A 25,150-nucleotide genomic window follows, 5' to 3' on the forward strand; every position below is an offset into this window, starting at 1 on the left:
GGGGGATGTTATGAGCAAATTTTCCAGTGTCTGGGTATTCAGCGATACCCTTTCTCGCCTGCCGGAACTGATGGGCGGGGCGCAGGCGTTAGGTGAACAGATTAACGTATTTGTCCAGACCGACGCCGAAGGCACCGCGGCCATCCAGATGGGGGCGCACCGCGTCTGGCAGCTAAGCGGTAAGCCAGACGATCGCATGGTAGAAGACTATGCCGGCGTCATGGCGCAGACGATTCAGCAGCAGGCCTCTGCCGGCCTGGTGCTGCTGCCCGCTACCCGCCGCGGTAAGCTGTTGGCCGCAAAGGTGGGTTTTCGCCTGGCGGCAGCCGTTTCTAACGACGCCAGCGCCGTAGTGCAGCAGGAAGGCAAGACGACGGTCACGCATATGGTTTATGGCGGCCTGGCCATTGGCAAAGAGACTATTTCGTCTCCCTTTGCGGCGATCACGCTCAGCAGCGGGGCGTTTGAGGCACCGCAACCGGACGCTTCCCGCAGCGGAGAAACGCACGTGGTGCAATGGCGCTCTCCGAACGTTGCCGTAACGCGCACCGCCATGCAGGCGCGCCGGAGCAACAGCGTCGATCTCGACAAAGCCCGCCTGGTGGTAAGCGTTGGCCGGGGCATCGGCAGCAAAGAGAATATTTCTCTTGCCGAAGCCCTGTGTCAGGCGATGGGTGCCGAGCTGGCCTGCTCGCGTCCGGTAGCGGAAAACGAGAAGTGGATGGAGCACGAGCGCTACGTTGGCATCTCCAACCTGATGCTCAAGCCTGAGCTTTACCTGGCCGTAGGGATCTCCGGGCAGATCCAGCATATGGTCGGAGCGAACGGGGCGCAGACCATTTTTGCCATCAATAAAGATAAAAACGCGCCGATCTTCCAGTACGCGGATTACGGCATCGTTGGCGATGCGCTGAAGATCCTGCCTGCGTTAACCGCCGCCTTAGGGCGCTAACCCCCTTCTGGCAGGACGCTACCCGCTCCTGCCGTTGAATGAGTGTAAGAGAGTAGGTATGTCCGAAGATATCTTTGATGCCATCATCGTCGGGGCCGGGCTTGCCGGAACCGTGGCGGCGCTGGTGCTCGCCCGAGAGGGTGCCCAGGTGTTAGTTATCGAACGCGGTAACTCCGCCGGCGCGAAGAACGTCACCGGCGGGCGCATCTACGCGCACAGCCTTGAACGTATTATTCCAGGCTTTGCCGCGCAGGCTCCCGTTGAGCGCTTAATTACCCGCGAAAAGATGGCCTTTATGACCGACAGCGGGGCGCTGTCGGTGGATTTTCACGACGGAGAAGAGGCGCAGCCTTCCCGGGCCTCATACTCCGTGCTGCGCAGCCGGTTTGACGCCTGGCTAATGGAGCAGGCGGAAGAGGCGGGGGCGCAGCCGATCGCCGGAATCCGCGTGGATAACGTGGTGCAGCGCGACGGCAAGGTGGTCGGCGTGGAGGCCGATGGCGATATTATCGAAGCGAAAGCGGTGATTCTTGCCGACGGGGTTAACTCTCTGCTGGCGGAAAAGCTGGGTATGGCGAAGCGCGTGAGCGCCGCGCACGTAGCGGTAGGCGTAAAGGAGCTTATTGAACTGCCTGAATCGGTCATTGAGGACCGCTTCCAGTTGCAGGGGAACGAGGGCGCGGCCTGTCTGTTCGCCGGCTCTCCGACGGAGGGACTGATGGGCGGCGGCTTCCTCTATACCAATAAAACCACCCTTTCCCTGGGGCTGGTTTGCGGTCTTCACTCTCTGAAGAATGCGAAAAAATCTGTCCCGCAAATGCTGGAAGATTTTAAACAGCATCCGGCGGTGGCCCCGCTAATCGCCGGCGGTAAGCTGGTGGAATATGCCGCCCACGTTGTTCCGGAAGCGGGAATTAATATGCAGCCTGAGCTGGTGGGAGACGGCGTGCTGATCGCCGGCGACGCCGCCGGAATGTGTATGAACCTTGGATTTACCATTCGCGGGATGGACTTAGCCGTTGCGGCAGGCGAGGCGGCGGCCAAAGCCGTGCTTTCCGCCATGCGAAGCAACGACTTCAGCCGGCAGGGGCTTGCGGCGTATCACCAGTACCTGGAAAAAGGCCCGATGCGCGATATGCGCATGTATCAGCGGCTACCGGCGTTCCTGGATAACCCGCGCATGTTCACCCGCTATCCGGAAATGGCGGTCGGTATCGCCCGCGATCTCTTTACCGTTGATGGCGGCGTTCCGGAGCCGATGCGCAAGAAGATTCTGCGTCACGCAGGGAAAGTTGGCTTCATCAATCTGATAAAGGATGGCATTAAAGGAGCGACCGTATTATGACTTCTCCTGTAAACGTGGACGTCAAGCTGGGCGTCAACAAGTTCAACGTTGATGAAGACAACCCGCACATTATTCTGAAAGCCGCCCCGGATGAGCGGGCGCTGGAGGTGTTGATCAACGCCTGCCCGGCTGGCCTGTACAAACGGCAGGATGACGGCAGCGTTCGCTTTGACTATGCCGGATGTCTGGAGTGCGGCACCTGCCGGATCCTTGGCCTCGATACGGCGCTGGAGAAATGGGAATATCCGCGCGGCACCTTTGGCGTGGAGTTCCGCTATGGCTGATTCTGTCGTTACACGTTCAGAACCGATAATCCTTAATTCTCCCTTATGCAGCCAGATATTCCCGGGCCGGATAACGACGCCAGCGCAACCGTTCCGGTCTGGCGGCGCATCCGGTAAGTTTGCCGATAAAACAGGAAAGCGTCATGCAGCAGCCCAGGCATTTTGACGACATAAAATCCTCATCTATTCACCGGAGGATCCTGCTGTGGGGAAGCGGCGGGCCGTTCCTCGACGGCTATGTGCTGGTTATGATAGGCGTTGCGCTGGAGCAGCTGACGCCCGTACTGAAGCTTGATGCCGGGTGGCTGGGGCTACTGGGCGCGGGCACGCTGGTTGGGCTGTTTGTCGGGACCTCGCTGTTCGGCTATATCTCCGACAGGGTCGGGCGGCGGAAAATGTTCCTTATTGATATCGTGGCTATTGGGGTGATATCGGTAGCGACGATGTTCGTCTCATCGCCGGTGGAGCTGCTGGTGATGCGCGTGCTGATTGGGATAGTGATTGGCGCAGATTATCCCATCGCGACCTCAATGATCACCGAATTTTCCAGCACCCGCCAGCGCGCCTTTTCGATAGGCTTTATCGCCGCGATGTGGTATGTGGGGGCCACCTGCGCCGATCTCGTCGGCTACTGGCTGTACGATATGGAGGGCGGCTGGCGATGGATGCTGGGGAGTGCGGCAATTCCGTGTATTTTGATCCTGATCGGCCGCTTCGATCTGCCTGAATCTCCGCGATGGCTGCTGCGTAAAGGTCGGGTTCAAGAGTGCGAGGCGATGATGATTAAGCTGTTTGGCGAGCCGGTGGCGTTTGATGAAGAACCACCGCAGGAAACACGCTTTCTGCAGCTGTTTAACCGCCGTCACTTCCCGTTTGTGCTGTTTGTCGCCGCGATATGGACCTGCCAGGTCGTCCCGATGTTTGCCATCTATACCTTTGGCCCGCAGATCGTCGGTTTGCTGGGGCTGGGGGTAGGGAAAAACGCGGCGCTGGGCAACGTGGTGATTAGCCTGTTCTTTATGCTGGGCTGTATTCCCCCCATGTTCTGGCTGAACAGCGCCGGACGGAGGAGGTTGTTGATCGGCAGCTTTGCAATGATGACGCTGGCGCTGACGGCCCTGGGCCTGATCCCCGAGCTGGGAACCTGGCTGGTGGTGGTGGCCTTTGCGGTGTACGCCTTTTTCTCCGGCGGGCCGGGAAACCTTCAGTGGCTCTATCCTAACGAGCTGTTTCCCACCGATATTCGTGCTTCCGCTGTTGGGGTGATCATGTCCCTGAGCCGGATCGGGACCATTCTGTCAACCTGGGCGCTGCCGATTTTTATCGCCAAATACGGTATCAATCAGGTAATGCTGATGGGGGCCGGGATTTCCCTGATCGGCCTGCTGGTCTCCATCGCCTTTGCGCCAGAAACGCGGGGGCTGACGCTTGCCCAGGCCAGCAGCATCACCATTCGTGGCGGAGTGACCAGATAATGTCTCGTTAAGAGTGTTCTGTATTTTCCTTAAAGCTCAGTTATTTAATCTATAGTTAACCCTGAAATGCATATTAAGTGACTAAAAATCAGGGGTAATCATGGAAAAACATCTACTACTCGCAACGGCCTTCGCCGCCGCGGCGCTGTTTACCGTCGCTGGCTGTTCATCTGACCAGGCGGTACGCACTACCGATGGTAAAACTATCGTGACCGACGGCAAGCCGCAGGTGGATGATGACACCGGCATGGTGTCTTATAAGAACGCAGAAACCGGGCGGACTGAGCAAATCAACCGCGACCAGCTGAAAAATATGAGCGAGCTGGATAACTAATCTCTGATGCCCGCAGCGCCGCCCGATCCCCCTCCGGGCGGCGAGAACCACTATGACCAGGCCGGGTTCCTAACCCTCCATGAGCGTTAACGCCTGGCCCGCTTAAAAGAGACGGCCTGTCCTGTTCAATTACTGACTACACTCTTTGGTAAAAGAGAGCGGTAAAACAACAGGCTAATCATGATCCTCATTATTTATGCGCACCCCTATCCGCAGCACTCCAGGGCGAATAAGCGGCTACTTGAGCGGGCAAAAGCGCTGGGCGGCGTGGAAATTCGTTCGCTCTACCAGCTTTATCCCGATTTCAATATTGATATTTCCGCTGAACAGGACGCGCTGCTGCGCGCCGATCTGATTGTCTGGCAGCATCCCATGCAGTGGTACAGCGTCCCGCCGTTGCTGAAGCTCTGGATAGACAAAGTGCTCTCTCACGGCTGGGCCTGGGGCCACGGCGGCACCGCGCTGCGCGATAAGCCGCTGCTGTGGGCGGTGACCACCGGCGGGGGAGAGGAGCATTTCACGCTCGGATCGCATCCGGGCTTTGACGTGCTCGCGCAGCCGCTGCAGGCGACGGCGCTGTACTGCGGTCTTCGCTGGCTGCCGCCCTTTGTCGTGCATAGCGCCTTCGTTTGCGATGATGAGACGCTGCAGGCGCAGGCGCGGCGCTATGGGCAGCGGCTGGCGGAATGGCGGGAGGCAGACAATGGATAGCCATACGCTGATTCAGGCGCTGATCTATCTGGGATCGGCGGCGCTGATCGTGCCCATTGCGGTACGGCTGGGGCTGGGAGCGGTGCCCGGCTACCTGATTGCCGGATGCATTATCGGCCCGTGGGGGCTGCGGCTGGTGACGGATGCGGAATCTATTCTCCATTTTGCCGAAATTGGCGTCGTGCTGATGCTGTTCGTTATCGGTCTGGAGCTGGACCCCCGGCGGCTATGGAAGCTGCGCGTCCCGGTGTTCGGCGGCGGCGCGCTGCAGATGGTGGTCTGCGGCGGGCTGCCTGGCCTGTTTTGTCTGCTTCTCGGCCTGCGCTGGCCGGTGGCGATGCTGGTGGGCATGACCCTGGCGCTCTCCTCCACCGCTATCGCCATGCAGGCGATGAGTGAGCGTAATCTGACCGTGACGCCGATGGGGCGCGTCGTGTTTGCCATTCTGCTGTTCCAGGATATTGCGGCGATCCCGCTGGTGGCGATGATCCCTCTGCTGGCGGTCAGCGGTGCGTCCACGACGCTGGCGGCGTTTGCGCTGTCGGCGCTGAAGGTGGCGGGCGCGCTGGCGCTGGCGGTACTGCTGGGGCGCTACCTGACCCGCCCGGCGCTGCGCTTTGTGGCCCGCTCTGGCCTGCGCGAGGTGTTCAGCGCCGTGGCGCTGTTCCTTGTGTTCGGCTGCGGCCTGCTGCTGGAAGAGGTGGGGTTGTCGATGGCGATGGGGGCGTTTCTGGCGGGCGTGCTGCTCGCCAGCTCCGAATACCGCCATGCGCTGGAGAGCGATATTGAGCCGTTCAAGGGGCTGCTGCTGGGGCTGTTCTTTATCGGCGTCGGTATGACCGTCGACTTTGGGACGCTGATCGATCGTCCGCTGCGCATTCTTACCCTGCTGGCCGGTTTTCTGGTGATTAAAACCGGCCTGCTGTGGCTGATCGCCCGGCCGCTGCGGGTGCCGGGAAAACAGCATCCCTGGTTTGCCGCGCTGCTCGGCCAGGGCAGTGAATTCGCTTTTGTGGTCTTTGGCGCGGCGCAAATGGCCGGGGTTCTGGATGCGGAATGGGCAAAGGCGCTGACCCTGACGGTGGCCCTCTCTATGGCGGTGACGCCGGTTTTACTGGTGCTGTTGGCGCGCCTGACGCAAGGTGCCGCCGCCGAAGCGCGCGCGGCGGATGAAATTGATGAGGAGCAGCCGCAGGTTATCGTCGCCGGATTTGGTCGTTTCGGGCAAATTGCCGGGCGTCTGCTGCTGTCGAGCGGCGTCAAGATCGTGGTGCTCGATCGCGATCCCGATCATATCGAAACCCTGCGCCGGTTTGGGATGAAGGTCTTTTATGGCGATGCCACGCGCACGGATCTGCTGGCTTCGGCCGGGGCGGCAAAGGCGGAGGTGCTGATCAACGCCATTGACGATCCGCAGACCAGCCTGCAGCTGAACGAACTGGTTCAGACCCACTTTCCGAACCTGCGGATTATCGCCCGCGCCCGCGATATCGATCACTATATTCGTCTGCGGCAGATGGGCGTCGCGGCACCCGAGCGCGAAACCTTTGAAGGGGCACTGAAAACCGGGCGGCTGGCGCTGGAAAGCCTCGGGCTGGGGCCGTACGAGGCCAGGGAGCGCGCGGATCTGTTCCGGCGCTTTAACGTCCGGATGGTTGAAGAGATGGCGAAAGGGGAAAATGACGCCCTTTCCCGGGCGGCGGTCTACAAGCGCACCAGCGCAATGCTGAGCGAAATTATCGCCGGGGACCGGCAATATTTGTCGCTGGTGCAGCGTCATGGCTGGCAAGAGCCGCAGCGGGAAAATCAACCGGACGCCGCCGCCGATACGTCGAACGGGCCGCCCGCGTAAAATTCAGGTCGGCTGTCGGGTAATCAGGCCTCCGCTGCGCTCTTTTTCAACTACACTACGATGGCGGTGCCGGGTCGTCAGACCAACGGCAGAGAAAGCTCTGCCAGGGCGCGGGGCTGGCCCGACGCCCGATGGGAGCCGCACAGGGGAACATGGCCCTGTCGCGCGCTCAGCGCACCGCCGCCCTGGTCGGTCATCAACGCGGGTAAAATGACAGGTAAAATAGTCCTGACAGACCTGGCTCTTGGTGTATAGTGGCGGCAATTTTTTTGTATCCGGGAAACTATCAATGATCAGTCTGATTGCGGCGCTAGCGGTAGACCGCGTTATCGGCATGGAGAACGCCATGCCGTGGAACCTGCCTGCCGATCTCGCCTGGTTTAAACGTAATACGTTAGACAAGCCCGTCGTGATGGGTCGTCTTACCTGGGAATCCATCGGACGCCCGCTGCCGGGGCGTAAAAATATCGTCATCAGCAGCCGGAAGGGGGATGACGACCGCGTGCAGTGGGTCGCCTCCGTGGATGAGGCCATTGCCGCCTGCGGTGAAGCGCCGGAGATCATGGTCATCGGCGGAGGGCGCGTGTATGAGCAGTTCCTGCCAAAGGCCGGGAAGCTCTACCTGACCCATATTGACGCCGAGGTGGAAGGCGATACCCATTTCCCGGACTACGATCCGGACGACTGGGAATCAGTGTTCAGCGAATTTCATGACGCCGACGCCCAGAACTCGCACAGCTATTGTTTCGAAATTCTGCAACGCCGCCAGGGCTGAGGTTAGGATCGCGCGCCGGGCGTTTAGCCCGGCCGCAGCGTGCTCAGGCGCTTGCCGCTTCTCCTGGCTCTACGTCCCGCTGGCGGTTCGACGGCTGCACGAAGTATTGCCGATCTTCCCAGCGCAGACAGGTCAGGTCGCCGCCCCAGCAGCAGCCGGTATCCAGCGCGTAAATGCCCTCCGGCGTGCCTTTTCCCTCCAGCGACGCCCAGTGGCCAAAAGCGATGCTGTACGCTTCGCTAACCGGGCCGGGAAGGGCAAACCACGGCTTCAGCGGCGGCGGGGCATCCTCCGGCGGCTCTTTGCTGTACATCTCCAGCTGGCCGTTCGGAAAGCAGTAGCGCATACGGGTCAGGGCGTTGGTGATAAAACGTAGCCGCGCCAGCCCCGTCAGCTCAGGAGACCAGCAGTTGGGCATATCGCCATACATGGCGTCGAGAAAGAACGGGTAGGAGTCGCTCGCCAGCACCGCTTCCACATCGCGCGCGCACGCTTTTGCCGTCTGCAGATCCCACTGGGGAGTGATCCCCGCGTGCGCCATCACCAGCTTTTTGTCTTCATCTATCTGCAGCAGCGGCTGACGACGCAGCCAGTTGAGCAGCTCATCGACGTCCGGCGCTTCCAGCAGCGGCGTCAGGCGGTCTTTAGGTTTATTACGGCCGATCCCGGCAAAAATGGCCAGCAGATGCAGATCGTGGTTGCCCAGTACCAGCCGGGCGCTGTCGCCTAACGATTTAACGTAGCGCAGCACCTCCAGCGAGCCGGGGCCGCGGGCGACCAGGTCGCCGGTCAGCCACAGGGTATCGGTTCCGGGGGTAAATTCTACCTGTTGCAGCAGGGCGATCAGCTCATCGTAGCAGCCGTGAACGTCGCCAATAAGGTATGTTGCCATAGGGATTGTTTTAGTGAATAAGGGTGGGAATAGCGAGTCGGAAGACGGGAATGTCAATGGTGAAGGCAACGCCATTTTCATCGATCATTTCGTAATGACCCTGCATGGTGCCCAGCGGCGTCTCCAGAACGGCACCGCTGGTGTACTGATACTCTTCGCCAGGCGCGATGTGCGGCTGCATGCCGACCACCCCCTCGCCCTGGACTTCGGTTTCCCGGCCGTTGCCGTTGGTGATAAGCCAGTAGCGCCCCAGCAGCTGCACCGGCGTTCGCCCCAGGTTGCGGATGGTTACGGTATAGGCAAACACGTAACGCTCATCTTCAGGCGAGGAGTGCGCTTCAATATAGACGCTCTGTACCTGAACACACACGCGGGGCGAATTGATCATGGTTAACTCTCCTTCGAAGGCGCGTTTTCCACCAGATAGTTTGCCATCCGGCAGTATTGCGCGACAGAGATATTTTCTGCCCGCATTGCCGGGTCAACCTCCAGTTCCGTCAGAACTCCGACGCTGAACAGGTTGCCGAGGCTGTTGCGGATCGTTTTCCGGCGCTGGTTGAAAGCCTCGGTGGTGATGCGGCTCAGCGTGCGAACATCCTTAACCGGATACGGCAGAGCGGCATGGGGCACGAGGCGCACCACGGCGGAATCCACCTTAGGCGGCGGCGTAAAGGCCGATGGCGGCACTTCAAGCACCGGGATCACCTGGCAGTAATATTGCGCCATGACGCTCAACCGACCATACGCCTTACTGTCCGGTCCTGCAACCAGGCGATTTACCACCTCTTTTTGCAGCATAAAATGCATATCGGCGATGGCGTCAGTATAGCTAAACAGATGGAACATCAGCGGCGTGGAGATATTATAGGGCAGGTTGCCGAACACGCGCAGCGGCTGACCCATGTTCTCCGCCAGCTCGCCGAAGTTGAAGGTCATGGCGTCCTGCTGATAAATCGTCAGTTTTGGCCCTAAAAACGGATGCGTTTGCAGGCGCGCGGCCAGATCGCGGTCAAGTTCGATAACCGTCAGCCGATCCAGGCGTTCGCCGACCGGCTCGGTCAGCGCGGCCAGTCCTGGCCCGATTTCGACCATCGCCTGGCCCTTTTGCGGATTAATGGCGGAGACAATGCTGTCGATGACGAAGCGATCGTTGAGAAAGTTTTGCCCGAAGCGTTTACGGGCTAAGTGGCCCTGATGGACTCGATTTGTCATTGCGTATTAACAATCATTTTGATGGCGAGATTAAGCGCCGTAATAAAACTGCCGACATCCGCTACGCCCTGGCCCGCCAGTTCAAGGGCGGTGCCGTGGTCGACGGAGGTGCGAATAAAGGGCAGGCCCAGCGTAATATTCACGCCGCGGCCAAATCCCTGGTATTTTAGCACGGGAAGGCCCTGATCGTGGTACATCGCCAGCACCGCGTCCGCAGAGTCGAGGTATTTAGGCTGGAATAGCGTATCCGCAGGCAGCGGGCCGCTGAGCCTCATCCCCCGGGCGCGCAGGGCGTCGAGAACCGGAATGAGGGTTTTGATCTCCTCGGTGCCCATATGGCCGCCTTCTCCGGCATGGGGATTAAGGCCGCATACCAGAATATGCGGATCGGCGAGGCCAAACTTACTGCGCAGGTCGTGGTGCAGGATACCAATCACCTCGTGCAGCAGCGCGGGCGTCACGGCGTCGGCGACGGCGCGCAGCGGCAGGTGGGTGGTGGCCAGCGCCACGCGCAGCTCCTCGGTGGCGAGCATCATCACCACTTTTTTGCTCTGCGAGCGCGCCTCAAGGAACTCCGTATGGCCGGTAAACGGAATGCCCGCATCGTTAATGACGCCCTTATGCACCGGGCCGGTAATCAGCGCCGCGAATTCGCCCTGCAGGCAGCCGTCGCAGGCGCGGGCCAGGGTATCGACGACGTAGTGACCGTTTGCCACCGTCAGCTGGCCCGGCGTCACCGGCGCGCGCAGCGCAACCGGCAGCAGCGTCAGCGTACCGGCAGCCTGCGGCCGCGGTGAACGCTGTGCCGCATAGGGGAGCAGGGTAAGGGGTAAACCGAGCAGAGCCGCCCGGTCGGCCAGCAGCGCGGCGTCGGCGCAGACGACAAGCTCAAGGGGCCAGTCGCGCTGCGCAAGTGAAATGATGAGATCGGGACCAATCCCGGCAGGTTCGCCGGGAGTGATAACAACGCGCCGGACCTGCATTAGTTGCCCAGGATTTTAACGTAGGCGCTGGCGCGCTGTTCCTGCATCCAGGTGGCCGCCTCTTCCGAGAACTTACGGTTCATCAGCATACGGTAAGCGCGATCCTTCTGCGCGGCGTCGGTTTTATCCACGCGGCGGGTATCCAGCATTTCGATCAGGTGCCAGCCGAAGGAGGAGTGCACCGGCGTGCTCATCTGCCCTTTGCTCAGGTGGGTCAGCGCGTCACGGAAGGCCGGATCGAAAATATCCGCTGCCGCCCAGCCCAGATCGCCGCCCTGGTTGGCGGAGCCGGGATCCTGAGAAAACTCTTTCGCCGCCGCGGCAAAGGTTGTTTTGCCACTCTTAATATCCGCCGCGATCTGCTCCAGCTTCAGGCGCGCCTGCTGGTCGGTCATGATCGGCGACGGCTTCAGCAGAATATGACGGGCGTGAACTTCGGTTACCGAGATGCTCTGGCTCTGGCCGCGCATGTCGTTTACCTTCAGGATATGGAAGCCAACGCCGGAGCGAATCGGGCCGATAATATCGCCTTTCTTCGCGCTGCTCAGCGCCTGGGCGAAGATGCCCGGCAGCTCCTGGATACGCCCCCAGCCCATCTGGCCGCCTTTCAGCGCCTGCGGGTCGGCGGAGTAAGCGATCGCCAGCTTGCCGAAGTCGCTGCCGCCGCGGGCCTGTCCGACGATGTCGCGGGCCTGCGCGTCCGCTTCGCTCACCTGATCCGCCGTTGGGTTCTCCGGCAGCGGAATCAGAATGTGGCTCAGGTTCAGTTCAGTGCTGGCGTCGTTCTGCTTGCCTACCTGCTGCGCCAGCGCGTCGACCTCCTGGGGCAGAATTGTTATCCGGCGACGCACTTCGTTATTGCGCACCTCGGCGATGGTCATCTCTTTACGAATTTGATTGCGCCAGGATGAGTAGCTCAGGCCGTCATAAGCCAGACGGCTGCGCATCTGATCCAGCGACATATTGTTCTGGCGGGCGATGTTGGCGATAGCCTGATCCAGCTGTTCGTCAGAGATCTTCACCCCCATTTTCTGCCCCATCTGCAGAATAATCTGATCCATGATGAGCCGCTCAAGGATCTGGTGACGCAGCGTGGCGTCGTCCGGAAGCTGCTGACCAGCCTGACCCGAGTTGAGCTTTACCGACCGCATCATGCCGTCAACGTCGCTTTCCAGCACCACGCCGTTATTGACAACGGCTGCGACTTTATCGACAACCTGCGGGGCAGCGAAGCTGGTATTCGCGACCATGGCGATACCGAGAAGCAGCGTTTTCCAGTTCTTCATACTTTTTCCATTTCAATTAACCGCAATGCGGATTACGTGGTAACTCAATCAGATCACAGTGAATTTTGGTACGGCAAAATGTTCGAGCGCAGCATCTCTTTCGTACCGAGCCCGTAGTTGGAGCTCAGGCCGCGCAGCTCAATGTTAAAGCCGATCACGTTGTCGTAGATTGAATGTTGCTTATCATCATCCCAGCCGTTCAGCTTACGCTCGTAGCCGAAGCGTATCGCGTAACAGCAGGAGTTATACTGCAGACCCAGCATCTGGTCGGCAGGTTTGTTGGCCTTGGTATCGAAGTAGTATGCGCCCACGATGGACCAGCGATCGGCGATGGGCCAGCTGCCTACCGCCCCCACCTGGTTTATGCCGTCTTTATACTGCGCGGCGTTAGGCAACGTGGCCTGAATATATTCCGGGCTGGCGTAGCGGTAGTTCAGCTGCAGCATCCGGTTTTCATCGCGGCGGTATTCAATACTGCTGCTGCCGGTGGCGACGCTGTCCAGCCGGGTGTCGTACTGAAGCCCGCCGCGCAGGCCCCAGCGATCGGAGATGCGCCAGTAGGTGTCGCCAGCCCACACCAGTGAGCCCGTGTTGTCGTTTTTCTCCCATTTAATGTCGTCATCGCCGGTGCGAGACTCCGTGAAATAGTAGATTTGACCCACGGAAACGTTAAAACGTTCAACGGCCGCGTCATCATAAATGCGCGAGGTGACGCCGGTGGTCACCTGGTTGGCGGAGGCGATGCGGTCCAGACCGCCGTAGGTGCGGTCGCGGAACAGGCCGCTGTAGTCGAACTGCAGCAGCGACGAATCGAAATTATTGATTTTACTCTGGTCGCGATACGGCACGTACAGGTACTGGGCGCGCGGCTCCAGCGTCTGGGTGTAGCCCGGTGCCAGCAGGCCCGCATCGCGCTCGAAGATCATCTTGCCGTCAACTTTGAACTGCGGCATGACGCGGTTGACGGAATCGTCATACTGCGGGTAGTTATCCAGGTTGGTCTGCTGATAGTGGGTCGCCAGCAGCCTGGCTTCGGTGTTCAGACTGCCCCAGCGGTTGGAGAGCGGCAGATTGATGGTCGGCTCCAGGTGAACCCGGGTCGCCTCCGGCATATCGTCCCGGGTATTGACGAAGCGCACCGCCTGACCATAAATCCGCGTATCGAACGGGCCAACGTCATTCTGATAATAGTTGACGTCCAGCTGCGGTTCGGCGGCATAGCTGCTTCTGTTTTGATTGCTGAAAATCTGGAACTGTTTGGTCGAGATGGTGGCGTCAAAGTTCTGCACCGCATAGCCGACGCTGAATTTTTGCGTGGCGTAGCTGTCGGTGCTGGAGCCGTACTTGTTGTCAAAGTCGTTGAAATAGTTAGGATCGCTGACCTTGGTGTAATCAACATTGAAGCGCCACACCTGATCCATCACCCCGCCGTGCTGCCAGTAGAACAGCCAGCGGTGCTTATCGCCCTCTTTGGGATTCTCGTGCCGATAAACGTCGTCGGAGGGCAGGTAGTCAAACTCCATCAGGCCGCTGCCCGCCCGGGTGAGATAGCGGAACTCGTTCTCCCACATCACGTTGCCGCGGCGGTGCATATAGTGCGGCGTAATGGTGGCATCGAAGTTTGGTGCGATGTTCCAGTAGTAGGGCAGCATGAACTCGAAATAGTTCTTGGTGGTGTATTTCGCGTTCGGAATAAGGAAGCCGGAGCGGCGCTTGTCGCCGACCGGAAGCTGCAGATAGGGGCTATAAAAGATCGGCACCGGGCCCAGCTTAAAGCGGGCGTTCCAGATCTCCGCCACCTGCTCTTCGCGGTCGTGGATGACCTCGCTGCCCACCACGCTCCAGGTGTCGGAGCCGGGCAGGCAGGAGGTAAAGCTGCCGTTTTCCAGAATGGTGTAGCGGTTCTGAGCGCGCTGCTTCATCAGGTCCGCTTTGCCGCGGCCCTGACGGCCCACCATCTGATAGTCGCCTTCCCAGATGTTGGTATCTTTGGTGTTCAGGTTTGCCCAGCCCTTCGGTCCCTTCAGGATGACCTGGTTATCATCATAATGAACGTTGCCGAGGGCATCCACGGTACGTATCGGATCCGGCTGGCCCGGTGCCGCTTTCTGATGGAGCTGCACCTCATCCGCCTGCAGGCGGCTGTTGCCCTGCATGATATCCACATTGCCGGTAAACACCGCGTCGTCAGGGTAGTTCCCCTTCGCGTGTTCGGCGTTGATAGTGACGGGAAGTTCATTCGTCTCGCCCTTTACCAGGGGGCGGTCATAGCTCGGCACGCCCAGCATACACTGTGAGGCGAGATCGGCGGCCAGCCCCTGCTGACTATAAAGGGCGCTGGCGACCATGGTGGCCAGGAGGGTGGGAATACGTTTTTTCATACGTTGTATTTATTGTTCCATCATCGGTAGCGTCGCGCGTGACAAACGGCCTCAGCCTAACGTACTCACCTTCGCTACGCTAGTGTTAATCCTGCCCGTTTTTTATCCGCCATTTCCAGGCTATCACAACCCAGGCCTTATGGGTCACCGCGGAGGCCGGGTCGATAAACGCCAGGGCTGGCCCCAGGGTCGACCTGCTGTAACCTGAAATCCTGCAGATATCGCGTCTGTGGTGTTAGGCACGGCATTGAATGACGGGTATGATAATGCAAATTATAGGCGATGTCCCACAATTGACCGAAGCCTTGATAAGCGTAAAAAACGGCTGAAATTGTGGGGGATTGCCTGAGGGTCTGGCTCCTTCGGCTGTTTTATTCGCCGTTCCGATCCGGGCGGCGGCCGCGCGCGGCCGGGGGATTCGCAAAACGAATATCCCCACGTACCGTAACATGCGTTTCGGCTGCGCGGCGCTGTCCGGGTTCAGACTGGCTACACCGGGCCGCACTCTTTAACCGCTCGGTTAAATGATGCGCCTGATATGCGTCCGGGGAGCCGGGCGCTGACTGACAGCATATTGATTTGGGGAGTTTATGCAGTACTGGGGAAAAATTATTGGCGTGGCCGTGGCTCTGATGTCGGGCGGCGGCTTCTGGGCCATCATATTGGGTCTGTTTGTCGGGCATATGGTTGATAAAACCCGCAGCCGTAAGATGGCGTGGTTTGCCAACCAGCGCGAGCGGCAGGCGCTGTTTTTCGCCACCACCTTCGAGGTGATGGGCCATCTGACCAAATCCAAAGGGCGAGTCACCGAGGCGGATATTCATATCGCCAGCCAGTTTATGGATCGGATGAATCTGCACGGCGCATCGCGAACGGCGGCGCAGAACGCCTTCCGGGTGGGTAAATCAGATAACTACCCGCTGCGGGAAAAAATGCGGCAGTTCCGCAGCGTCTGCTTTGGTCGCTTCGATCTGATCCGCATGTTTCTGGAGATCCAGATCCAGGCGGCGTTTGCCGATGGCTCGCTGCATCCGAACGAGCATGAGGTGCTGTACGTGATCGCCGAGGAGCTGGGGATCTCCCGCGCGCAGTTCGATCAGTTCCTGAGTATGATGCAGGGCGGAGCGCAGTTCGGCGGCGGTTCCCGGCACCGCGCCGGCGGCGACTGGCAGCAGGCGCAGCGCGGGCCGACGCTGGAGGATGCCTGCAACGTTCTCGGCGTGAAGCCGACCGACGATGCGGCTACCATTAAGCGCGCCTGGCGTAAGCTGATGAGCGAGCACCATCCCGACAAGCTGGTGGCCAAAGGCCTGCCGCCGGAGATGATGGAGATGGCCAAGCAGAAGACCCAGGAAATTCAGCAGGCCTATGAGCTGATTAAAGCGCAGAAAGGGTTTAAATAAAGCACGGGCCGTCGTTCAGATTACCCTGAACGACGGCCCGTGTGCGTCAGAATTCCGCCAGCGCCCTGAACGTCATGCTGTTGCCCCAGACGGGATGGGTGATGGTCAGGGACTCGGCGTGCAGCAGCAGACGCGGGGCCATTGCCAGCGCTTCCGGCGGAGCATAAAAGCGATCCCCCAGAATGGGGTGCCCCAGCGCCAGCATGTGCACCCGCAGCTGATGCGAGCGCCCGGTAATCGGCCTGAGCACCACCCTGGCGGTACGATCCGCCGCGAACTCCACTACCTCATACTCGGTCTGCGCCGGTTTTCCGCTCTCAAAACAGACCTTCTGCTTCGGCCGGTTCGGCCAGTCGCAAATCAGCGGCAGATCGACCAGCCCTTCGGCGGACGTAGGGTGGCCCCACACCCGCGCGACGTACTGCTTCTTCGGCTCGCGCTCGCGAAACTGACGCTTCAGCTCCCGCTCCGCCGCCTTGTTCAGGGCCACTACCATCACGCCGCTGGTCGCCATATCCAGGCGATGAACCGACTCCGCCTGCGGATAGTCGCGCTGAATGCGCGCCATCACGCTGTCCCGGTGCGCTTCAGGACGTCCCGGCACCGACAGCAGCCCGCCCGGCTTGTTGACCACCATAATGTGTTCATCCTGATACAGGATAACCAGCCAGGGTTCCTGCGGCGGACGGTAGATTTCCATGCCCATCGTTGGCTCCGTTACTGATGCGTTACGACGATAAGACGCAGGGCGTCCAGCCGCCAGCTGGCCTGATCGAGGCTTTCCAGCACCTGCTGGCGGTTGCTGTCGACGGCGGCCAGCTCGTCATCGCGAATGTTCGGGTTGACGGCGCGCAGCGCCTCCAGGCGCGACAGCTCGGCGGAAAGCTTCTCGTCCGCTTCGCTGCGCGCGGCGTCGATCAGCGCCCGGGCGGCCTGCGCTATCTGCGCCTCTCCCAGCTGCAGGATCGCGTGTACATCCTGCTGTACCGCGTTCACCAGCCTGCTGCCGGTGTGACGGTTTACGGCACTCAGCTGGCGATTAAAGTGCTCAAACTCCACCTGCGCGGCGAGGTTGTTGCCGTTTTTATCCAGCAGCATCCGCACCGGCGTTGGCGGCAGGAAGCGGTTAAGCTGCAGCTGTTTCGGTGCCTGGGCCTCCACCACGTAGATCGGCTCTACCAGCAGCGTGCCGACCGGCAGCGCTTTGTTCTTCAGCAGCGAAATGGTGCTGCTTCCGGTATCGCCGGAGAGGATCAGATCCAGGCCGTTGCGGATCAGCGGATGCTCCCAGGTAATAAACTGGGCATCTTCCCGCGACAGCGCCACGTCGCGCTCAAAGGTGATGGTGCAGCCATCTTCCGGCAGGCCGGGGAAGTCTGGCACCAGCATATGATCGGAGGGGGTCAGGACGATCAGGTTTTCGCCGCGATCGTCCTGATTGATGCCGACGATATCAAACAGGTTCATGGCGAAGGCGATCAGGCTGGTATCGTCATCCTGCTCCTCAATGCTTTGGGCAAGCCGCTGGGCCTTTTCACCGCCGTTAGAGTGGATCTCCAGCAGGCGATCGCGGCCCTGCTCCAGCTGCGCCTTCAGCGCTTCGTGCTGTTCGCGGCAGCGCTTAATCAGCTCGTCAAAGCCCTCGGTCTCTTCCGGCGCTGCCAGATAGTTAATCAGATCGTTATAGACCGCGTCATAGATCGCCCGGCCGGTGGGGCAGGTGTGTTCGAAGGCGTCCAGCCCTTCGTGATACCAGCGGACCAGCACCGACTGGGCGGTTTTTTCCAGCCACGGCACGTGGATCTGAATGTCGTGCGCCTGGCCGATACGATCCAGACGGCCGATGCGCTGCTCCAGCAGATCCGGGTTAAACGGCAGATCGAACATCACCAGGCTGCTGGCGAACTGGAAGTTGCGGCCTTCAGAGCCGATCTCCGAGCACAGCAGCACCTGGGCACCGCTCTCCTCTTCGGCGAACCAGGCGGCGGCGCGGTCGCGTTCGATAATCGACATGCCTTCGTGGAAGACGGCGGCGCGGATGCCTTCGCGCTCGCGCAGCACCTGCTCCAGCTGCAGGGCGGTGGCGGCTTTGGCGCAGATCACCAGCACCTTCTGCGAACGGTGGCTGGTCAGGTAGCCCATCAGCCACTCCACGCGCGGATCGAAGTTCCACCAGGTGCCGCTGTCGCCTTCAAACTCCTGGTAAATCTGTTCCGGATAGAGCATATCGCGGGCGCGATCTTCGGCGCTCTTGCGGGCACCCATAATGCCGGAGACCTTCATGGCCGTCTGGTACTGGGTTGGCAGCGGCAGCCTGACGGTGTGCAGCTCGCGTTTCGGGAAGCCCTTTACGCCGTTGCGGGTGTTGCGGAACAGCACGCGGCTGGTGCCGTGGCGGTCCATCAGCATTGCGCAAAGCTCCTGGCGCGCGCTTTGCGCGCCGTCGCGGTCGCTGTTGGCGGTTTGCAGCAGCGGCTCGATATCCTGTTCGCCGATCAGTTCGCCCAGCCTATTCAGCTCGTCGTTGCTGAGCCTGTTGCCCGCCAGCAGCATGGCGACGGCGTCGGCGACCGGGCGATAGTTTTTCTGCTCCTCCACGAACTGGCCGAAGTCGTGAAAACGGTTCGGGTCCAGCAGGCGCAGCCGGGCGAAGTGGCTCTCCATTCCCAGCTGTTCCGGCGTGGCGGTCAGCAGCAGGACGCCGGGCACGCGCTCGGCCAGCTGTTCGATCGCCAGATATTCACGGCTCGGCGCATCGGCGCTCCACGCCAGGTGATGGGCCTCGTCCACGACCATCAGATCCCATTCTGCGTCGCACAGATGCTCCAGGCGCTGCTTGTTGCGGCGGGCAAAGTCCAGCGAGCAGATGACCAGCTGTTCGGTTTCAAACGGGTTATAGGCGTCGTGCTGGGCCTCGGCGTAGCGCTCGTCGTCAAACAGGGCGAAGCGCAGGTTAAAGCGGCGCAGCATCTCCACCAGCCACTGATGCTGGAGGGTTTCAGGAACGATAATCAACACTCGCTCCGCCGCCCCGGACAGCAGCTGCTGGTGCAAAATCATCCCCGCCTCGATAGTTTTGCCAAGGCCCACTTCATCCGCCAGCAGCACGCGCGGCGCGTGGCGGCGGCCGACGTCGTGGGCGATATTTAGCTGATGGGGGATCAGGCTGGTGCGCTGGCCGCGCAGCCCGCTCCACGGCATACGGTACTGCTCGCTCTGGAACTTACGCGCCCGGTAGCGCAGGGCGAAGCGATCCATGCGGTCGATTTGCCCGGCGAACAGGCGGTCCTGGGGCTTGCTGAAGACCAGCTTGCTGTCGAGCAGCACTTCCCGCAGCGCGATGCCGCTCTCGCCGGTGTCGGGGCGGGTGCCGATATAGGTAAGCAGTCCCTTTTCTTCTTTTACTTCATCGATATGCAGCTGCCAGCCTTCATGGCTTGTAACGGTATCGCCGGGGTTGAACATCACGCGGGTTACCGGAGAGTCGCTGCGTGCGTACAGACGGTTTTCGCCGGTGGACGGAAAAAGTAAAGTGACAGTGCGCGCATCCGTTGCGACAACAGTTCCGAGTCCCAGTTCGCTTTCAGTATCGCTGATCCAGCGTTGACCAAGTGTAAAAGGCATATTTGTCAGGCTCTATATCTTTAATTGCAGGCAATACTCGTCATACTTCGCGCGGCAGGTGCGTTGGCGTTGCCCGGCCTGCCTGCAGCCCGAATGACTGGGAGTATACGACGTCGCCGCCAGGCTAACCTTGCGGCGGCGTGCATTGGGTCCAGGAATGGAAAGGGCGCTATGGTAATGGATGGCGACCCATTCGTCACGTGTCAAAATAGCCCCAGCTGTCCGGTGACCAGCGTCGAGAAATTATCTCCAATAAAAGGCAGGATGCCTTCCGCTACCGGCTGCAGCTGTCGGGTCAGATAGTGTTCGTAATCCAGCGGCGAAAGCCGGTAGTCGACCGGCTCAGGGCCGCCGGTGGTCCAGACGTACCGGATAGTGCCGCGGTTCTGGTACTGGAACGGACGCCCCAGCCTGTGATTTTGTTCGTCCGCAAGCCTTGCGGCGCGCACGTGGGGGGGAACGTTGCGCTGATACTCGCTCAGGGGGCGACGCAGGCGCTTGCGGTAGACCAGCTGGTCGTCCAGCTCACCCGCCATCAGTTTTGCAATGGTTTCGCGGATATAATCCTGGTACGGCTCGTGGCAAAAAATACGCCGGTAAAGCTCCTGCTGGAAGCGCTGCGCCAGGGGCGTCCAGTCGGTGCGCACCGTCTCCAGTCCTTTGAACACCATCCGCCGGGCGTTGCCCTCCTGAATCATTCCGGCGTAACGCTTTTTGCTGCCGGTGTCCGCGCCGCGGATGGTGGGCATCAGGAAACGGCAGAAGTGGGTCTCATACTCCAGCTCCAGCGCGCTGGTCAGCCGCTGCTGTCCCAGGGTTTGCGCCCACCAGTCGTTGACGTGCGCCACCAGCGCGCGGCCGATTTCCGCCGCCGCCTCTTCGTCGTGGGCGCGCCTGAGCCAGACAAACGTGGAGTCGGTATCGCCATAGATCACGTCGTAGCCCTGCGACTCAATCAACGCCCTGGTCTGGCGCATAATCGCGTGCCCGCGCAGGGTGATCGACGAGGCCAGCCGGGGATCGAAGAAGCGACAGGCCGTCGTGCCGAGCACGCCGTAAAAGGCGTTCATCAGGATCTTCAGCGCCTGGGAAAGCGGTTGATTGCCGTGCCGCTTCGCCTCGTCGCGCCCCCGCCAGATGCGGGTGACGATCTCCGGCAGGCAGTGCTTCTCCCTGGAGAACCAGGCGTCAAGAAAGCCTTCAACGCTGTGCTCGGCGTCCGGCTGCGCCATTCCCTCCGCCAGCCCGACGGGATCGATAAGAAAGGTGCGAATGATCGAGGGGTACAGGCTTTTGTAGTCCAGTACCAGCACGGAGTCGTACAGGCCGGGACGCGAATCCATAACGTAGCCGCCGGGGCTGGCGTGGGGCGGCACCTCGCCCATATTGGGAGCCACATAGCCGGCGCGGTGCATACGCGGAAAATAGAGGTGGCTAAAGGCGGCAACCGACCCGCCGTGACGATCGGCGGGCAGCCCGTTGACCGACGAGCGCTCCAGCAGAAACGGCATGATATCGGTTTTATGAAAAATTCGCGTCACCAGCTCGCAGTCCTGCAGGTTATAGGCGGCAAGCGCGGGCTTGTCCTCGGCGAAGCGGCGGTCGATTTCGTCCATTCGATCCCAGGGGGTGTCAATGGCTTTGCCTTCGCCCAGCAGCGTCCGCGCCACGTTCTCCAGCGAGAAGGAGGAGAAGCTCCAGAAGGCGGATTTGAGCGCTTCAATACCGTCAATAATCAGCCGCCCCTTTGCCTGGGCGAAAAAAACGCCGTTTTTAAAGCCGTGTTCGCGCCACTCCAGCTCGCTGCCGTCGCGGCCGAAGCGTAGCGGGGTCCGGTAGCGCCCGGCGTGTTTTTGCAGCATACGCAGATCGAACTGCACCAGGTTCCAGCCGATGATAACGTCGGGATCGTGGCGGGCGATCCAGGCGTTGAGCCGCTCCAGCAGCTGTGGGCGACTCGCGACATACTCCAGCTGAAAATCCAGCGCTGAAGCATCGCCGTTTGCCGGGCCGAGCATGTAAACCACCCGCTGCCCGCAGCCCTCAAGGCCAATGCAGTACAGCTCGCCGTGCCGCGTGGTTTCAATATCCAGCGACAGCCACTTCAGGGGCGGACGGTAGTCCGGATGCGGCTTCAGGCGGGCGTTGACCAGGGTTCCGCCGCGCGGTTCGCCCTCCACCCATACCGGGGAGGTGATAAACCGCTCCATCAAATAGCGCTCTGGCGGGCGCACGTCGGCCTCATAGACCGTAACGCCGCCTTCGCGCAGGATTTTTTCCAGCCGCATAAGCTGGCGGTGGGAGCGGCAGTAAAGCCCGGAAACCGGCTGGCGCTGGAAGTTACACAGATGAAGCGGCGTCAGGCGAACGTTCTCTTCGCCGTCGAGCAGCGCAGCGGCGCGCGTGGCCTGGTGAGTGGGAATAAACGCGACTGACTCCTGCGGGGCAAGCGTGACCTGGAGCGGGCCGTCGTCCGTCGCCAGCCAGAAAGAGACTTCCGTACCCTGCGGCGTATCCCGCCAGTGCCGGGTTAAGATAAAACCTGCCTGCGCCACGCTGCACTCCATTAACCATAACCGGCTAATAATAGCCTGGTTCAGGTCCGGATACTGGCATTTTGTACAGCCGGAGGATGAAAAAGGCGGTAGGTGCTGTAGTAAAAGGATTCACGCAGCAGAAAACGGGCCTTCGGCAGCCACGATTGGTAGCGGGTGAAGGGGGTTGGCGAGGATCTTCCGTCAATGCCGCTGTCGTTGGCTATGCGCTTCAGGCGCAGCATATGCAGCGGATCGCTGACCAGCAGGGCCGTGCGCCATCGCTGCTGTAGCAGAATCAGCCTGGCGTAGCGGATATTCTCCCGGGTGACCGTTGAGCGCTCTTCGATAAAAACGGCGTCGGCGGGAACGCCTTTCGCCAGAACGTACCGGCGGGCCGCTGCGGCATCCGACTCCGCCGCGCCGGGAGCGTAGCCGCCCGTCAGCACCAGCGCGCGAACCAGTCGCTGCTGGTAAAGGCGAACGGCATGGTCCAGCCTCGCCTGAAATACCGGAGAAGGGCGGCTTTCCGTTACGCCCGCCCCGGCGACGATGGCGCAGTCAGCCGGCTGCGTCTCATCCTGCTGACTGAACTGATATATGGCGATAGCATGATAAATAATAACGGCAGTGAAGGCCGCGAAGGGAATAATAATAAATTTTCCGATGCCTTTATGCTTCACTGAATCACCCGTTGCGTACATTATGGTGCGTTATGCTAACAAAAAACGGCGTCGCAAACGAAGCGCGTGTCGAATAAATATTCAAAAGATAAATATGTCGCCGCTGATTTGACGGGAGGTTTTATTATATCATTATTAGCTTTATATTGTTTTTTTCTGTCGTCATGGATTATTGTTTGCCGGAATAATCTTATCTGCGCGGGCGTCGCCGCAGATTTTTAGGATATTTACTCGCTCATTTCTGGTATTTATTGTCGAAGCTCTAAAAAAGTGAAATTTTTGTTTGTCTTAATTAAGAGAAAGTGTAAAAATTTCCTTCGGAAACGCCTTAACTTATGAGTGAACATAATATAAACCCGGATCATAACAGTGTTTAAAAAATGTGTTGCTCAGATCTCGTCTGAGTGATTTTTTGAACGGCTGCAGGAAGATCGGCAAGTGAGTCAGGCATTTGTCCAGGATGATTCAGGCGGTTGAATAAAATACCCGGAGGCTACTGAACGGTGCCGTGACAAATAAGAGAGGCCGATGCACCGACAGGGAGGTCACATTCATTAATCATGACGTTGACCCGCCGACAGGCCGCAGGGAAGGAGATCCAGAAGAGGGGGGGCCGCTGTGCCTGTGGCTGTCAGTGATGTGGAAGTAATCTGACGGTGCCGCGCAGGGGGCAGAGACAGACCGGATGCAGCCAGAATGATGACGGGTATATACCCTAAATAATTCGAACTGCAGGACAAAACGCAGCGCGTTTTGAACAGCCCCCGGGCTGGCCCCGAAGGGGTGAGGCCCTCAGGCCGAATCACGCGGCGACGCACATGCAGCCTGAAGTATGACGGGTATAAATAATTTATAAGGAAGACGTTTCCGGGTTAATCAATACCTTTGGTGTTAGTTAATGAGGCTTGTATGACTATTTATACTCAGACACTGCAGGTGGGATTTGAAAATTATATGTTTGTCACCACTCAGCTGGCTAATCCCGCCATAAAGACAGTAAGCAAATATATTGAGTACAAAACGTGGGCAGGACAAATCTGGCGTAGTGAAATTATAGAAAGCGGTAATGCGTTCTTTCACTGGCAAGGAAATGATAAGCGAAACGGTCATCGTGATACGGTGATTAATTATCTGCTTAACGGGCAGAGGTGGCAGTCGGCGATTGCTGATTATATGTTTTTTCACTCTCTCGAAGGTGCCGAAGCGCACGGCTACTACGATAATATGATTGAATATATCAGCGCAAATGATTGTCGATATCAAAGTACCTTCGCTGAATATATACCCTAAATAATTCGAGTTGCATGACAAAAAGCAGCGCGTTTTGAACAGCCCCTGGGCTGGCCCCGAAGGGGTGAGGCCCTCAGGCCGAATCACGCGGCAACGCAGCGACAAATTCGTCAGGAACGAATTTGTCGTTCCCTTGCCGCCTACAGGCAACCCGAATTATTTTGGGTATATAAGGATGACGTTAAACAGGCCGCTCGCTTTGCGCTCAATAGCGGAAACAGAGCGATCGATCCCGGCGTGAAGTCGCGACGGCCGGCGGTTATTTTATACGCTGAGGACTTGACGAAGGGACCGGGGGTTTGCAGAATCCCAGCTTCGTAAACCTGACGAGCGCATTATGCAAGCATTGCTGGAACACTTTATTTTGCAGTCAGCCATGTACTCTTTGATTGCCGTGGCGCTGGTCGCTTTCCTCGAATCGCTGGCGCTGGTCGGGCTGATCCTGCCCGGCACGGTGATGATGGCGGGGCTGGGGGCGCTGATCGGCGGCGGAGAGCTTAATTTCTGGCATGCCTGGCTGGCGGGGATCGTCGGCTGCCTGCTGGGGGACTGGATCTCCTTCTGGTTGGGCTGGCGTTTCAAAAAGCCGCTGCACCGCTGGTCCTTTGTGAAAAAGCATAAGGCGCTGCTGGATAAAACCGAGCATGCGCTGCATCAGCACAGCATGTTCACCATCCTGGTCGGGCGCTTTGTCGGGCCGACGCGCCCGCTGGTGCCAATGGTCGCGGGAATGCTCGATCTGCCGATCGGCAAATTTCTTACGCCGAATCTTATCGGCTGCGTGCTGTGGCCGCCTCTCTATCTGCTGCCGGGGATTCTGGCCGGGGCGGCGATCGACATTCCGGCCGGGATGCAGAGCGGCAGCTTCAGGTGGCTGCTGCTGGCGGCGGCGCTGCTGCTGTGGCTGGGCGGCTGGCTGGGCTGGCGTCTGTGGCGCAGCGGGAAGGCGGCGGCGGATCGCTTAACCCCGTATTTGTCGCGGGGACGCCTGCACTGGCTGGCTCCGCTGGTTCTCGGTGCTGGGATCGTGGCGCTGGTGGCGCTGATTCGCCATCCGTTGATGCCAACGTATATCGATATTCTGCAAAAGGTGGTGGGTTATCCGGCGGCCTGAGGGGATGCTCCGATCTCCTG

General features: G+C 59.7%; 21 protein-coding genes. 11 read left to right on the forward strand and 10 right to left on the reverse strand.

Annotation, left to right across the window (positions count from 1 at the left end):
- Window positions 1-10 precede the first annotated feature (10 nt).
- The 8 genes from GJV78_RS02080 (at window position 11) to folA (ending at window position 7,728) form a co-directional block, all read left to right on the forward strand.
- Window positions 11-952 carry an electron transfer flavoprotein subunit alpha/FixB family protein gene (locus GJV78_RS02080; RefSeq protein ID WP_155106757.1) on the forward strand — a complete coding sequence of 314 codons (942 nt, stop codon included), beginning with the start codon at window positions 11-13 and terminating at the stop codon, window positions 950-952.
- 58 nt (window positions 953-1,010) lie between these two features.
- Window positions 1,011-2,297 (forward strand): FAD-dependent oxidoreductase FixC, encoded by a 1,287-nt coding sequence (gene fixC, locus GJV78_RS02085; RefSeq protein ID WP_155106758.1) that lies wholly within the window; start codon window positions 1,011-1,013, stop codon window positions 2,295-2,297.
- Window positions 2,294-2,581, forward strand: a complete 288-nt coding sequence (fixX, locus tag GJV78_RS02090; protein WP_155106759.1) for a ferredoxin-like protein FixX — start codon at window positions 2,294-2,296, stop codon at window positions 2,579-2,581. Before fixC ends, fixX begins: the two co-directional genes overlap by 4 nt.
- A gap of 143 nt (window positions 2,582-2,724) precedes the next feature.
- Window positions 2,725-4,056: an MFS transporter gene (locus GJV78_RS02095; RefSeq protein ID WP_155106760.1), complete on the forward strand. Its 1,332-nt coding sequence runs from the start codon at window positions 2,725-2,727 to the stop codon at window positions 4,054-4,056.
- Window positions 4,057-4,156: 100 nt separating this feature from the next.
- Window positions 4,157-4,390, forward strand: a complete 234-nt coding sequence (locus GJV78_RS02100; RefSeq protein WP_155106761.1) for a YgdI/YgdR family lipoprotein — start codon at window positions 4,157-4,159, stop codon at window positions 4,388-4,390.
- A gap of 180 nt (window positions 4,391-4,570) precedes the next feature.
- Complete coding sequence (gene kefF / locus GJV78_RS02105; protein WP_155106762.1) at window positions 4,571-5,101, forward strand: glutathione-regulated potassium-efflux system oxidoreductase KefF; 531 nt, start codon at window positions 4,571-4,573, stop codon at window positions 5,099-5,101.
- On the forward strand, window positions 5,094-6,953 hold the full coding sequence (gene kefC / locus GJV78_RS02110; protein WP_155106763.1) for a glutathione-regulated potassium-efflux system protein KefC: 1,860 nt from the start codon (window positions 5,094-5,096) through the stop codon (window positions 6,951-6,953). Before kefF ends, kefC begins: the two co-directional genes overlap by 8 nt.
- A 289-nt stretch (window positions 6,954-7,242) precedes the next feature.
- A complete protein-coding gene (folA, locus tag GJV78_RS02115) occupies window positions 7,243-7,728 on the forward strand; it encodes a type 3 dihydrofolate reductase (protein WP_155106764.1) in 486 nt (161 codons plus the stop codon).
- 43 nt (window positions 7,729-7,771) lie between these two features.
- Here folA and apaH read toward each other — a convergent pair whose 3' ends face one another.
- Genes apaH through lptD form a run of 6 tightly spaced genes read right to left on the reverse strand, consistent with a single transcriptional unit; the run spans window position 7,772 to window position 14,482 of the window.
- Window positions 7,772-8,620, reverse strand: coding sequence for a bis(5'-nucleosyl)-tetraphosphatase (symmetrical) ApaH (gene apaH, locus GJV78_RS02120; protein ID WP_155106765.1), 849 nt, complete (start codon window positions 8,618-8,620; stop codon window positions 7,772-7,774).
- Window positions 8,621-8,630: 10 nt separating this feature from the next.
- The gene (gene apaG, locus GJV78_RS02125; RefSeq protein WP_155106766.1) at window positions 8,631-9,008 is read right to left on the reverse strand and encodes a Co2+/Mg2+ efflux protein ApaG; all 378 of its coding nucleotides are present in this window, start codon (window positions 9,006-9,008) and stop codon (window positions 8,631-8,633) included.
- 2 nt (window positions 9,009-9,010) lie between these two features.
- The gene (gene rsmA / locus GJV78_RS02130; RefSeq protein ID WP_155106767.1) at window positions 9,011-9,832 is read right to left on the reverse strand and encodes a 16S rRNA (adenine(1518)-N(6)/adenine(1519)-N(6))-dimethyltransferase RsmA; all 822 of its coding nucleotides are present in this window, start codon (window positions 9,830-9,832) and stop codon (window positions 9,011-9,013) included.
- The gene (gene pdxA, locus GJV78_RS02135) at window positions 9,829-10,815 is read right to left on the reverse strand and encodes a 4-hydroxythreonine-4-phosphate dehydrogenase PdxA (protein ID WP_155106768.1); all 987 of its coding nucleotides are present in this window, start codon (window positions 10,813-10,815) and stop codon (window positions 9,829-9,831) included. The genes rsmA and pdxA overlap by 4 nt, the downstream gene beginning before the upstream one ends.
- Entirely contained in the window at window positions 10,815-12,101 is a 1,287-nt protein-coding gene (surA, locus tag GJV78_RS02140) for a peptidylprolyl isomerase SurA (RefSeq protein WP_155106769.1), read from the reverse strand. The genes pdxA and surA overlap by 1 nt, the downstream gene beginning before the upstream one ends.
- Before the next feature lie 53 nt (window positions 12,102-12,154).
- Window positions 12,155-14,482 carry an LPS assembly protein LptD gene (gene lptD / locus GJV78_RS02145; protein WP_155106770.1) on the reverse strand — a complete coding sequence of 776 codons (2,328 nt, stop codon included), beginning with the start codon at window positions 14,480-14,482 and terminating at the stop codon, window positions 12,155-12,157.
- 590 nt (window positions 14,483-15,072) lie between these two features.
- Between lptD and djlA the strand changes: the two genes are divergently transcribed.
- Complete coding sequence (djlA, locus tag GJV78_RS02150) at window positions 15,073-15,885, forward strand: co-chaperone DjlA (protein ID WP_155106771.1); 813 nt, start codon at window positions 15,073-15,075, stop codon at window positions 15,883-15,885.
- Window positions 15,886-15,931: 46 nt separating this feature from the next.
- Here the strand turns inward: djlA and rluA are convergent, their stop codons facing one another.
- From rluA to GJV78_RS02170, 4 genes are all read right to left on the reverse strand, one after another.
- A complete protein-coding gene (gene rluA, locus GJV78_RS02155) occupies window positions 15,932-16,591 on the reverse strand; it encodes a bifunctional tRNA pseudouridine(32) synthase/23S rRNA pseudouridine(746) synthase RluA (RefSeq protein ID WP_155106772.1) in 660 nt (219 codons plus the stop codon).
- An 11-nt stretch (window positions 16,592-16,602) separates the two neighbouring features.
- Window positions 16,603-19,509 carry an RNA polymerase-associated protein RapA gene (rapA, locus tag GJV78_RS02160; RefSeq protein ID WP_155106773.1) on the reverse strand — a complete coding sequence of 969 codons (2,907 nt, stop codon included), beginning with the start codon at window positions 19,507-19,509 and terminating at the stop codon, window positions 16,603-16,605.
- 203 nt (window positions 19,510-19,712) lie between these two features.
- The gene (gene polB / locus GJV78_RS02165) at window positions 19,713-22,064 is read right to left on the reverse strand and encodes a DNA polymerase II (RefSeq protein ID WP_167519321.1); all 2,352 of its coding nucleotides are present in this window, start codon (window positions 22,062-22,064) and stop codon (window positions 19,713-19,715) included.
- A gap of 41 nt (window positions 22,065-22,105) precedes the next feature.
- Window positions 22,106-22,711: a YdcF family protein gene (locus GJV78_RS02170; RefSeq protein ID WP_330998773.1), complete on the reverse strand. Its 606-nt coding sequence runs from the start codon at window positions 22,709-22,711 to the stop codon at window positions 22,106-22,108.
- Between the two features lie 924 nt (window positions 22,712-23,635).
- Here GJV78_RS02170 and GJV78_RS02175 point away from each other — a divergent pair.
- A complete protein-coding gene (locus tag GJV78_RS02175) occupies window positions 23,636-24,016 on the forward strand; it encodes a DUF4751 family protein (RefSeq protein ID WP_155106776.1) in 381 nt (126 codons plus the stop codon).
- Between the two features lie 337 nt (window positions 24,017-24,353).
- Window positions 24,354-25,130, forward strand: a complete 777-nt coding sequence (locus tag GJV78_RS02180) for a DedA family protein (RefSeq protein ID WP_155106777.1) — start codon at window positions 24,354-24,356, stop codon at window positions 25,128-25,130.
- Window positions 25,131-25,150 lie beyond the last annotated feature (20 nt).

The sequence above is a fragment of the Intestinirhabdus alba genome (genome assembly GCF_009711095.1).
GTDB classification, from domain to species: domain Bacteria; phylum Pseudomonadota; class Gammaproteobacteria; order Enterobacterales; family Enterobacteriaceae; genus Intestinirhabdus; species Intestinirhabdus alba.

Bases quoted from the DNA above. Each gene is read 5' to 3' on its own strand.
- GJV78_RS02080 (WP_155106757.1), top strand. From the start codon at position 11: ATGAGCAAATTTTCCAGTGTCTGGGTATTCAGCGATACCCTTTCTCGC.
- fixC (WP_155106758.1), top strand. From the start codon at position 1,011: ATGTCCGAAGATATCTTTGATGCCATCATCGTCGGGGCCGGGCTTGCC.
- fixX (WP_155106759.1), top strand. From the start codon at position 2,294: ATGACTTCTCCTGTAAACGTGGACGTCAAGCTGGGCGTCAACAAGTTC.
- GJV78_RS02095 (WP_155106760.1), top strand. From the start codon at position 2,725: ATGCAGCAGCCCAGGCATTTTGACGACATAAAATCCTCATCTATTCAC.
- GJV78_RS02100 (WP_155106761.1), top strand. From the start codon at position 4,157: ATGGAAAAACATCTACTACTCGCAACGGCCTTCGCCGCCGCGGCGCTG.
- kefF (WP_155106762.1), top strand. From the start codon at position 4,571: ATGATCCTCATTATTTATGCGCACCCCTATCCGCAGCACTCCAGGGCG.
- kefC (WP_155106763.1), top strand. From the start codon at position 5,094: ATGGATAGCCATACGCTGATTCAGGCGCTGATCTATCTGGGATCGGCG.
- folA (WP_155106764.1), top strand. From the start codon at position 7,243: ATGATCAGTCTGATTGCGGCGCTAGCGGTAGACCGCGTTATCGGCATG.
- apaH (WP_155106765.1), bottom strand. From the start codon at position 8,620: ATGGCAACATACCTTATTGGCGACGTTCACGGCTGCTACGATGAGCTG.
- apaG (WP_155106766.1), bottom strand. From the start codon at position 9,008: ATGATCAATTCGCCCCGCGTGTGTGTTCAGGTACAGAGCGTCTATATT.
- rsmA (WP_155106767.1), bottom strand. From the start codon at position 9,832: ATGACAAATCGAGTCCATCAGGGCCACTTAGCCCGTAAACGCTTCGGG.
- pdxA (WP_155106768.1), bottom strand. From the start codon at position 10,815: ATGCAGGTCCGGCGCGTTGTTATCACTCCCGGCGAACCTGCCGGGATT.
- surA (WP_155106769.1), bottom strand. From the start codon at position 12,101: ATGAAGAACTGGAAAACGCTGCTTCTCGGTATCGCCATGGTCGCGAAT.
- lptD (WP_155106770.1), bottom strand. From the start codon at position 14,482: ATGAAAAAACGTATTCCCACCCTCCTGGCCACCATGGTCGCCAGCGCC.
- djlA (WP_155106771.1), top strand. From the start codon at position 15,073: ATGCAGTACTGGGGAAAAATTATTGGCGTGGCCGTGGCTCTGATGTCG.
- rluA (WP_155106772.1), bottom strand. From the start codon at position 16,591: ATGGGCATGGAAATCTACCGTCCGCCGCAGGAACCCTGGCTGGTTATC.
- rapA (WP_155106773.1), bottom strand. From the start codon at position 19,509: ATGCCTTTTACACTTGGTCAACGCTGGATCAGCGATACTGAAAGCGAA.
- GJV78_RS02175 (WP_155106776.1), top strand. From the start codon at position 23,636: ATGACTATTTATACTCAGACACTGCAGGTGGGATTTGAAAATTATATG.
- GJV78_RS02180 (WP_155106777.1), top strand. From the start codon at position 24,354: ATGCAAGCATTGCTGGAACACTTTATTTTGCAGTCAGCCATGTACTCT.